The 10,932-nt window shown below is 45.1% G+C and carries 9 protein-coding genes; 5 read left to right on the top strand and 4 right to left on the bottom strand.

Translation table 11 applies throughout. From position 1 onward, the window contains the following. The first annotated feature begins 38 nt into the window (after window positions 1–38). Window positions 39–998 (top strand): integron integrase, encoded by a 960-nt coding sequence (locus SO_RS09385; protein ID WP_011072111.1) that lies wholly within the window; start codon window positions 39–41, stop codon window positions 996–998. Window positions 999–1,457: 459 nt separating this feature from the next. On the opposite strand, the gene SO_RS09390 is transcribed toward SO_RS09385, so the two are convergent. The 3 genes from SO_RS09390 to rmuC all read right to left on the bottom strand — a co-directional run bounded on the left by SO_RS09390 (window position 1,458) and on the right by rmuC (window position 5,966). Further along, window positions 1,458–2,159 carry an EAL domain-containing protein gene (locus SO_RS09390; RefSeq protein ID WP_011072112.1) on the bottom strand — a complete coding sequence of 234 codons (702 nt, stop codon included), beginning with the start codon at window positions 2,157–2,159 and terminating at the stop codon, window positions 1,458–1,460. A gap of 200 nt (window positions 2,160–2,359) precedes the next feature. Beyond that, on the bottom strand, window positions 2,360–4,285 hold the full coding sequence (locus SO_RS09395; RefSeq protein WP_011072113.1) for a transglycosylase SLT domain-containing protein: 1,926 nt from the start codon (window positions 4,283–4,285) through the stop codon (window positions 2,360–2,362). 67 nt (window positions 4,286–4,352) lie between these two features. Then, complete coding sequence (gene rmuC / locus SO_RS09400; protein WP_011072114.1) at window positions 4,353–5,966, bottom strand: DNA recombination protein RmuC; 1,614 nt, start codon at window positions 5,964–5,966, stop codon at window positions 4,353–4,355. Between the two features lie 263 nt (window positions 5,967–6,229). Here rmuC and msrP point away from each other — a divergent pair, with 263 nt between their 5' ends. Together msrP and msrQ are read left to right on the top strand one after the other, a co-directional pair. Beyond that, complete coding sequence (gene msrP / locus SO_RS09405; RefSeq protein WP_011072115.1) at window positions 6,230–7,264, top strand: protein-methionine-sulfoxide reductase catalytic subunit MsrP; 1,035 nt, start codon at window positions 6,230–6,232, stop codon at window positions 7,262–7,264. 115 nt (window positions 7,265–7,379) lie between these two features. Beyond that, on the top strand, window positions 7,380–8,027 hold the full coding sequence (gene msrQ / locus SO_RS09410) for a protein-methionine-sulfoxide reductase heme-binding subunit MsrQ (protein ID WP_011072116.1): 648 nt from the start codon (window positions 7,380–7,382) through the stop codon (window positions 8,025–8,027). Window positions 8,028–8,124: 97 nt separating this feature from the next. On the opposite strand, the gene gloA is transcribed toward msrQ, so the two are convergent. Further along, window positions 8,125–8,535: a lactoylglutathione lyase gene (gene gloA, locus SO_RS09415; RefSeq protein ID WP_011072117.1), complete on the bottom strand. Its 411-nt coding sequence runs from the start codon at window positions 8,533–8,535 to the stop codon at window positions 8,125–8,127. A gap of 629 nt (window positions 8,536–9,164) precedes the next feature. Between gloA and SO_RS09420 the strand changes: the two genes are divergently transcribed. Together SO_RS09420 and SO_RS09425 are read left to right on the top strand one after the other, a co-directional pair. Next, complete coding sequence (locus SO_RS09420; protein ID WP_011072118.1) at window positions 9,165–10,349, top strand: cation diffusion facilitator family transporter; 1,185 nt, start codon at window positions 9,165–9,167, stop codon at window positions 10,347–10,349. Then, window positions 10,349–10,810, top strand: coding sequence for a MarR family winged helix-turn-helix transcriptional regulator (locus SO_RS09425; protein ID WP_011072119.1), 462 nt, complete (start codon window positions 10,349–10,351; stop codon window positions 10,808–10,810). The genes SO_RS09420 and SO_RS09425 overlap by 1 nt, the downstream gene beginning before the upstream one ends. Window positions 10,811–10,932 lie beyond the last annotated feature (122 nt).

Consider the following 10,932-nt stretch of genomic DNA (forward strand, 5'->3'; position numbering starts at 1 on the left):
ACTGTATAAAATTACAGCGTTTGGTGGTGAGGGTTATCATGAGTCTAAAAAGCCCATTTCTAAGCGGCCTTCAACAAGAAATGCGTATGCGTGGTTACAGTATTAGAACGGAAAAAACCTATCTGTATTGGATCAAGGCATTCATTAACTTTCACGGCAAGCGTCACCCAGAAACAATGGGAACGGAAGAAGTTGCACAATTTTTAACCTTCCTTGCCAATCAACGAAATGTGGCCATCAACACACAAAAAATTGCACTTAACGCATTAGCCTATTTGTATCAGAAGCATTTGCACCATGAGCTTGGGGATTTAGGTTTTTGCTATGCCACTAAACAGAGATATTTACCGACAGTGTTATCCCCATCAGAAATCTCACTAATACTAAATGAACTTGATGGCCGCGATAGGCTAATAATAGAACTACTCTATGGTAGTGGACTAAGAGTTTCAGAATGCCTCAGGTTACGTATCCAAGATATTGATATTGAGAGCGCTTCGCTGACCGTTAGAGACGGTAAAGGACATAAAGATAGGCAAACCATCCTCAGCCATAGATGCGCAGAAAAGCTCACAACATATATTGAAAAGGCTATTAAGATTCAACAGGATGACAACCAGCAAGGGATAGGTCCATCTCTGCCAAATGCATTAGAACGTAAGTATCCCAATGCGTTTAGGCAACACGGGTGGATGTTTATTTTCCCTTCAACATCAACCTGTATCAATCCTTATACAGGAACACTTTGCAGGCATCATCTACATCAAAGTGTTATTCGTAAAGCGCTCGGGAATGCCGTGCGTAATATTCAAATGAATAAACGCGTCACCTGCCATACGTTTAGGCATAGCTTCGCAACCCATTTGCTTCAAGCTGGTCGTGATATAAGAAGTGTTCAAGAGTTACTGGGCCACAATGACGTTAGTACCACACAAATCTATACACATGTACTTGGCCAACATTTTGCGGGGACAACTAGCCCGTTAGACACATTATAAAGTCAGAGTCCTTTCGAAACTCAGTAGCATTACTAAAATTTGGTCTACTTACAGCTTGCAGAGTTAATTGTCAGTAACCCCGATAACGCGCAATGGGGCAATACTTTTAGAGATGAACAATTCAATAGTCGTTAAGATTGGCATTGTTGCAACTGTGACCGTTGGCGGCATGGCCGCATTTTCACATCTGCTCCATAGGGATATGGGAAATACTGCTATGATGTTGCGAACATCATTAGCCATGTGATCGCGGCATTCGCACTTCCATATGCAGCAGATGTCGCCGTCGGCCTATAGGGACACTTCTTGTTAAATAAATAGACGGCGTGTCACTGGGGAAACAGTGGCAATGTACATAACGCGATATGCGATTTGGCAATCTTGCTGTGACCCATTTTTAACTTCACAATCACAGCGAATCGATATGAACGCCGCCACTAGCATCAGTTTTATTCCTCCCTAACAAATTAACCTTTCGCTTTGCTCTGGGCGGATAAACCAAGGTTTAAATAAAAATCCTTGTACCAGATCGACATTCAGCTCGCGGGCAAGTTGGAGTTGTGCCTCAGTTTCAATCCCTTCGAGGATGCATTGTTTGCCGGTGCGTTTGCCAAATTCAATCAATGCACTGAGTAGTGCAATACCGTGGGGTTCGGCAACTAAATTTAGCCAGTGACGATCAAACTTCAGATAATCCACATTCATCATTAAATCGACCGACAGCATGGAGTGGGGCGCACCGATATCATCAAGTGCCACGTTAAGATTTGCTGTTTTAAATTGATGAAACAGTTGATTGGCAAGCTCGGCGTCACTAATGCAGGTATTCTCAATAATCTCTACTGTTAATTGCGGGTGACTGGAGAGTAAATCGAGTAACTTTTGGGTATGCACACCGTTAGCCGCATGGGGATCGACATTCACAAATAAGCTTTGTCTAGCTGGGGCGTGTTTAAGCTGAAAGGTTTTGGCCTGAAACTCAACGGCTGCCAGTGCATTGCTGTTTTCGTGCAATTGCTCAAACACCAAATTAGGGGCGATGGCTTGACCTTGACCAAGGTAGAAACGGGCGAGAGCTTCATAACCATGAATGTGTTTAGTGTGAGGACAGACGAAGGGCTGGTATTCGCAACTTAAGGATAGACCGCTGAGATTGAGCATGTAACATCGAATGAATAAGAATTAATTGCTAATTATTCGCATTTAATGGCGGTAAGTGCAAACAAGTTTACCTGAGTTGTGTGCGTTTGCCGATTTTATGTACATGGGTTAACGATTTGAATTTAATACGGTATTCTGTTTGTAAATGCAATAAAGGTGGCCTTTGCCACCTTTATTTTCTCCAGTATTACCGTATCACTTTAATAGTGAAACTTTAGCTCAGCCTCGTTAAACAAGGGCAATGGTTTTTGTTTTTGCGCTTCATAAATCAAGCGATAACTTAGCACGGCTTGGACATATTCTCGGGTTTCGGTGAAGGGAATGGACTCGATAAAACTCATGGCATCGAGTTGACCATTTGACTCCGATAACCAACGGCGAACCCTTGATGGGCCTGCGTTATAGGCCGCTGTGGCTAACACGCGGTTTTGATTGAACTCCTTCAATAATTGGGCGTAATAGGCACTGCCTAAGTTTAAGTTAAGTTCGGCACTGTAAAGATCTTTAGGATCGTTATATTTCGCACCGTGCTTTTTGGCGGTGGCTTTTGCGGTGGCCGGCATAATCTGCATTAAACCACGGGCACCCACGCCGGAAGTGGCATAGAGGTAAAATGCACTCTCACGGCGGCTAATTGCGCGAATTTCATCGATATTGACCTTGTGTTTTTTACTTGCATGTTCAAAACCAGATTGATGCGCTACCGGGAAGCGCAGTGGAATATCGTCCCAAAGTTTACCTTGGATACTGGCTTCGACGCCAAAGTCGTACCAGCCTTGGTCGTGGGCATAACGGCCGTAGCGGGCACGCATGTCATTATTGCTGCGTTTAAGCAGGGCAACCCATTCATAACGGGCGTCAAAGTAACGATCGAGCGCCATTAGCTCCTGTACGCGAACAAACCCCAAATCATCTTCTATTTTGGGACTGTTAACATCAACAACAGGCTCTGGGCTTTTATTCAAAGACACGGGTTTATTCAATAATTGAGAGGCGGCAAAACCATAAAAACCGCGCTCATTGCTAACGGCGGCTAGGGCTTTGGTCGCGCTTTCAGGGGCGTGTTGGGCATTGGTGCGATACAGCCAATATTGCCAGCGCTCTTTGGATTGCGTTTCAGGTGATAATAAATCTAAATAGCGAGCAATATGGGTGCTGTCCTGCTCGCGAATCGCCCAACGTAAACGACGTTCAAACATATCGTCGCTTTTCATCTCGGGGAGTAGATTATCGGCCCAGTCTTTAAAATTATCATCCTGCTCAATCAATACGCGGCGCACGAGATACTTTTGCAACTGTTGATCCTGTGCGGGACTAAAACGTTTGGCTTTTTGATAATGACTATATAAATCGATGGCTTGGTCGAGATCCTTACGTGCAAGGCGCTTTAAGCCTGCAGCAACGATATCGCCAACGATCGGATTTTTATCCTTAAATTTTTCGGTGTGGCGCAGGCTATTCGGATCTTTAAATACCGCCACCAAGCGTTTTGCTTCGGCGCTATGGACAGTGATTTTTTGCGATAGAAAGCTCAGTAGGCTGGTTTGCCCCTCATCGAAACTCAGTAACATCCGCGCCCAAATCACCTCTTGGGTACGCTTGCCCGCTTTAGTCCATGTATTAAACAGGGAGTCACATTCTTTAGGGCGTGAATCGCCATAGATCCACAGCGACTGCGCGGCGGTATAGGCGGTTTGGATTTCGCCCTTGGCGAGTTTTGCCTCATAAAAATAACACTGCAGTCTGACATCGGTTGGCGCGTCTTGAGCCAAACTCAGAAAATCGTTCCAACGTTTTTGGCCGCCAGCATTTAATAAGTATTTTAAACGCAGTCTCTGATACATAGGTGTCGTTTGATACTTATCTATCAAAAGCTTAGCATCATTTCCGCGTAAATCGTTGAGTTTACCTATATCCATATCATGGTCTAAATAGATCGCCAGCGGATATTCACCTAACTTAGCGCGCAGGGGTTTATAGGTTGCATAATCTTGTTTCTTTAAGGCTTTTTCTGCCTCAATAAAGGTCTTTTGGGTAGACGTTAAAGCGAAAGCCGCAGAGGCATTAAATGCACCTGCGATAATAATTGCGCTGGATAACACCATCTTGGTCAATGGGTTGCACATGCAGAATTTGCCTCCGGGCATCAAGGTTAGAATCGATTTTGCCTATCGACTCAGGATTAATAGTGATTTAGGCGTTTTGCTGCGTATAGGTTTGGTGTTGTTCGAGTGCGTCGGCATCCTCAGTCTTTGTGACCATGGATAGACTTTCGCTTGCACTTGCCGTGTAATCGTCCTCGATATCGTTTGTCTGTGCAACATCGCTGTCGTCTAAGGCTTCATTTAGCGCTTTCTCAAGTAACATCTTATCGAGTTGTTTGCTGGTATCAACACCCAGTTGCTGCATTAAATGCGCTTGACGCACTAAATTACCTTTACCCGAGGACAATTTATTCATCGCACTGTGATAGGTTTTCTCGGCGTTATCCAATGCGCGGCCGAGTTTTTCCATATCCTCGAGATAGCCACAAAGTTTGTCATAGATCCGACCTGCTTGTTTAGCAATGGTTTGCGCATGTTGATTTTGGTATTCGTAGCGCCAAATATTATTGATGGTGCGCAGGGCAACCAAGAGGTTGGTTGGGCTGACCAGCATAATATTTTGCTCAAGGGCAAAGTTGACCAAACTGGGATCATGCTCCAAGGCCAGCAGAAAGGCTGGCTCTATGGGGATAAACATCAACACATAATCTAAGCTTTTAAGCCCATGTAAACGCTGATAATCCTTTTGGCTCAAGCCTTTAATATGGTTGCGAATGGATAACACATGTTCATTGATGGCCTGCTCTCGCACCAGCGGATCTTCACTATTAAAATAACGCTCGTAGCTGATAAGCGACATTTTAGCATCGATCACCACGTCTTTATTTTCAGGCAAATGCACGATGACATCGGGCTTAAAGCGTTTGCCGCTGTCATCTTTAAGGTCTTGCTGGGTGTGGTATTCGTGACCTTCGCGCAGGCCACTTTCCTGTAACACTCTATCTAAAATGACTTCTCCCCAGTTGCCTTGCTGCTTGTTATCGCCTTTCAGGGCTTTTGTTAGGTTGATGGCATCTTGGCTCATTTTTAAGTTGAGATCGCGCAGGTGCTCTAATTGATGCTTAAGGGCACTTCGCTCCGATTGCTCATGGTTGTAGGATTCGCGGATTTGTTGCCTAAAACCTTCTAACTGCTGCTTTAACGGCCCGAGTACGCCTTCTAATTGATTAGCATTTTGGTGTTTAAAGTTTTCGCTGCGCTCTTCGAAAATACGGTTAGCAAGATTTTCAAATTGGGTTTGCAGGCGTACTTCAGCACTTTCTAAGGTGGCGATTTTTTCCCGCAGTGATTCTTGCTGGGCATCCGCTTTGGCTTGAATCGTTTGTTGCATGGCATTGGATTTAGACAAGGCCAGTTGTAATTCGAGCTGACGGCGATGACTATCGCTTAATTGCTGCTCTAAACTCGGCACGCGCTCGGCTAAGGCTTCAGCTTTGCCTAGATGTTCGATTTTTTGCTCTAAGCGCTGCTGGCACAGGCGAAGTTGGCTATCTTTGTCATCCACTAAAATTTGTTGCTGCGCGAGGGAAAGCTCTGCATCTTCGTTAACTTGGCGCATTTCTTGCTCTAAATCGTCCTTAAACTGTTGCCAGCGTGAACGGGTAAGACGTTGATTGAGTAGGGCACCGATTAACAGTCCTAAAAAGGCCACGGCGATCAGGCCGATGATCTGAGCGAGGGAAAAAGATTGTGAAAATGGCATCGTACTAGCACTCCTTTTGCGATGGCGCTTAGGGTCGCATGCCCCTAGAAAGGCTTCAAGTGCTTTGGCAAACAATCTGTTGGGGAATTGCTTGAATGAGCAAGTCTTAGTCGGTGAGGTTGATAAAGTGTAAGGGATGAAATTTTTTTGCGGTTTCCTGTGTCTATATTCCTACAGCTTACCAACACAGGTTAAATAACCTGTGTGATACTGGCGAACGCTTTAGTTAGCAAAATCGGTCCATATTTCAGTAGAGGTGTCAATTGGCTAATCATTCACGTTTTACACCGGGTATTTTAAAAAAAGCCCGCTGGCATATACAGGATAATCAAGTTACGCCCGAGTCGGTCTTTAAGGCTCGCCGCCACATCGTTAAAGCCATGGGCTTAGGTGCGATTGGTGCCAGTATTTCGGGCTATGTGCAGGCGGGATTATTCGATTTGTTTGGTGAACAGCCCCAAACCAGCTTTATTACCACGCCATTGACGTTTGAAGCTAATGCTCGATTTGGCCAGGATGAGGTGCGCACACCTTTTGATAAGGTCACGACCCATAACAACTTTTATGAGTTTGGCACCAGTAAACAGGATCCGTCTGATAACGCGCAGCAGTATAAAGTCGAGCCTTGGCAATTGCGTATTGAAGGGGAAGTTGAGCGCCCCATTACGCTTGATTATCAGGATCTAACCAAGCTGTTTCCGCTAGAAGAGCGAATCTACCGCCTTCGTTGTGTTGAAGCTTGGTCGATGGTGATCCCTTGGGTTGGGTTTCCACTTGCGGCGTTATTGAAAAAAGTGGGCGTAACCAGCAAGGGAAAATATGTCGCCTTTGAGACCGCTTTCGATCCCGAGCAAATGCCGGGGCAAAAGAGCCGTTTAATGGGCGGTGGCATTCATTATCCCTATGTGGAAGGGTTAACCATTGCCGAGGCGATGAATGAACTGACGCTGATGTCAGTCGGGCTGTATGGTAAAACGCTGCCGCCGCAAAACGGTGCGCCGATCCGCTTAGTAGTGCCATGGAAATACGGCTTTAAGAGCATTAAATCCATCGTGCGTATTCGAGTGATGGACAAGCAGCCGCCTACCAGCTGGAATCAACTCGCGCCCCATGAGTACGGGTTTTATGCCAATGTGAACCCTGCAGTCGATCATCCCCGTTGGTCACAGGCGAGTGAGCGGCGCATCGGTGAAGGTGGGCTATTCTCGGCGCAGCGCATCGATACATTGCCTTTTAATGGTTATAGCGAGTTTGTGGCCTCTTTATATGAGGGCATGGATCTTAGGCAGTTTTATTAACCCATTCGGCGACCGTATTCTAGGCGCAATCGATTGTGCCTAGCGAATAAGTTGCAATATCTGTCTAGCGAGAGAGTTGTTAGCGCCTTTAAAGGGGAAAAAGAGTAGGAGTCTTATGTTCAACATCACGGCGTTAAGAGTCTCGCCAAAACAGCTGCTCTGGGTAAAGTTAGTCTTTCATTTGATTGGGCTTATCCCGATTACTTGGTTGGTTTTTACTGTGTTGTCGAGCCGGGCGGGCGGCGACCCTGTGCAGCATATTATCCACTTTACTGGAATTGGCGCACTCAATGCGCTACTGACAACACTACTGATTTCACCTATTGCCAAGAGATTTAAGTTAGGTTGGTTAATGCAGACTCGAAGGCTTGTCGGCCTGTATGTGTTTGCCTATGCCACACTGCATATTGTGGCGTTTTTCAGCCTAGATTTGTTGTTTGCGTGGGGGTTGTTTTTAAGTGAAGTCGCTAAACGGCCTTATATTTTAGTTGGCGCCGTGGCTTATGTGATAGTGAGCGCCTTAGCGTTTACCTCATTTAAGATCCTAATGCGTAAAATGGGGCGACGCTGGCAAACGCTGCACAATGGGGTGTATCTTGTGGCGATACTGGCACCAATCCATTTTTATTGGTCAGTAAAATCCGAAATCGTTGAGCCTAGCCTGTATATTCTCGGGTTTAGTTTGCTACTGGCCTGGCGTTTACCGATTTGGCAGAAGATGCGCACCAGTCGTTTGGCAATGGCTGCAAAGGACAAGCAATAATTTATTGCATTTGAATAAGTTAATAAAATAAAACGGCGTTTACAGATCATGCAAACGCCGTTTTCATATTAAGTTGTCGCATTATAAGCGTTATGGCTTAGCCTAAACCCTGCGTCGCTGACTTCATTTGAATAAATTCAATCTTATAGCCGTCAGGATCTTCAACAAAGGCGATTTCTGTGGTGCCACCCGCGACAGGGCCTGGGGCGCGAGTCACTTTGCCGCCTGCGGCAGCAATGGCTTCACAGCGAGCATAAATATCATCATCACCAATGGCAATATGGCCAAAGCCTGTGCCTAGATCGTATTTTTCTGTGCCCCAGTTATAGGTCAATTCAATTACGGCTTGGCCTGTTGACTCTTCACCGTAGCCCACGAAGGCTAAAGAATATTTGTATTCTGGATTTTCTGAGGTGCGTAGCAGCTTCATGCCAAGCACTTGAGTGTAAAAAGCAATACTGCGCTCTAAGTTACCAACGCGGATCATAGTGTGTAACAGTTGTGACATAGGATTATCTCGGTCAATGAATTACGCTTGGCAGTATAACAAAATTCGTTGTTAATCGAGTCCAAATGTTAATCGAATAAGCGTATTGCGATGCCTTGATTTTTGAAATTATCTACGCTAGGTAAAAATGCGCGCTGTGATCTAGGTCACCTCGTGATAGGTTTCGGTGTGAAAAATACCCATTTATGTAGCGCTTGCTCACAAAATAACTATCTCAATATAGGCATTTATCTCAGGCTTGATAATAATGTGGCTATACCCACTAGGAGAGTGAATATGAACACCGAACTTAAAATGGCTCTAGGTACTACAGTTGTAATTGCTTTATTTTTCAGCGCATTCTTCGTATCTATGTTCTGATACCGCATTCTAATCTAATCCTATGCTAAGGCGCTTAAATCTACTGATTTAAGCGCCTTTGTGTTTTTTTACTCCGCCATTCTTACGTGTCTGCATGCTTTAGCATTCAGTGATTCACAGCCACATTGATGTAAATAGTTTGAAAATTGATTATTTCGATATTTATATATTTTGATTTTCAAACTAAAATGCTGACATTAAGTCATCAAACACCACAAGTAGTGTTGCCTCAATCGGTTAGAGAAGGGCAGGGAGCGTAGGAAAAGACAATGAAAATAACACCCTCAACAGAAACGGCTCAGCCAAGCAATGGCTTTGGGCACTCTATCGCCCAGTGGCAACATCCCCATGGATTTTCTAAACAAAATGCAGATGGTGAAAAAAATACCCGTTATGTGTTGTATTTAACGGTTATCACTATGGTGGCCGAGATTGTGGCGGGGACGATTTACGGATCTATGGCTTTGCTTGCTGATGGTTGGCATATGGGAACCCATGCCGCCGCCTTTATGATCACGCTTTTTGCCTATTCCTATGCCCGTAAGCACGCCAATGATCCGGCCTTTGCCTTTGGTACCGGTAAGGTCAGTGTACTTGGGGGATATACCAGTGCAATTGCTTTAGGACTGGTAGCCTTAATCATGCTGATTGAATCAGGGATGCGTTTGATAAACCCTGAGAATATTCACTTTAATGAAGCCATTTTCGTGGCCTTGATTGGATTAAGTGTAAACGTGTTGAGTATGTTCCTGTTAAAAGATCATCATTCCCACGATCATGGACATTCGCATGGCAACTCACATGGCCATTCACTGCATCAAGTACATGACAAACATGAGCATACAGCACATAAAGATAACCATTGCTGTGATGGGCTCGAACATCATGCTGCTGACCATGACCATGACCATGACCATGACCATGACCATGACCATGACCATGACCATGACCATGATAACCATTCACACAACCACGCACATGGACATTCCCATGGGCATTCGGGACATGATCACAACCTGAGAGCGGCTTATTTTCACGTATTAGCCGATGCATTAACCTCAGTGCTGGCGATTGCCGCACTCTTATTTGGTAAATATATGGGCTTAACCTGGCTTGACCCCATTATGGGGATTGTGGGAGCCATTATTATCAGCCGCTGGTCATGGGGACTCATTCAGCAAACCAGTCCAATTTTGCTCGACGGCGGGGTAAATGTAGCGTTACAGCGTAAAGTGCGCGAAACCATTGAAGCGGTGCCTGATCACCAAGTCGCCGATTTACATATTTGGCGCGTGAGTGCCGATCACCATGCTATTATGGCATCCATAGTGTCCCACTCACCGAAAGAAGCCAGTTATTTTAATCAGTTACTGAGTCAATTTCCTGAGTTATCCCATATTACTATTGAGTTGCATACTTGCCGGCAAGGTGAGTGTGTGGCTAAGGAAGCCTAATGACAGTTGCACCGCAGCATGATGCTTTATCAGCCTCGGCCATCCATTCTACGGATCAGGCCTTGAACCATGTGATTATCGAGTTTTATGAAAAATTATCATCGTGGGAGCATGCTATTGTGCGGGATAAAGGTTTTAGCCTATCGCAGGTTCACACTATTGAATTATTGGGGGTGCACGGCGCGATGCGGATGAAGGAACTCGCCGATAAAATTGGGGTAACGACCGGTACGCTTACGGTGCAAATCGATAAGATGGTGGAATCTCAATGGGTGATGCGCCGCCCGCACGAAACCGATAGGCGCTCGATTTTGGTTGAGTTAACCGAAAAGGGCCAAGCACTCTTCCTTGAACATGATGCGCTGCATTTGCAACTCACCACGGATTTGACCGCTAAGATGAGTGCAGAAGAGCGAAGCCTACTGCTAAATTTGCTCACGCGGATGAACCAAGAGTTTTAATGGTTTGATTAAGCGCCTTCAACGGCGCTTTTTTTATGGCATAACAGCTGCAATATTTTTCTATTCATTCTCGATTAATCGTTTCTAATTACAACACCTTATCTTTTGTTACATTCTTGTTG

Source organism: Shewanella oneidensis MR-1, assembly GCF_000146165.2.
In the GTDB taxonomy this organism is placed as follows: Bacteria; Pseudomonadota; Gammaproteobacteria; order Enterobacterales; family Shewanellaceae; genus Shewanella; species Shewanella oneidensis.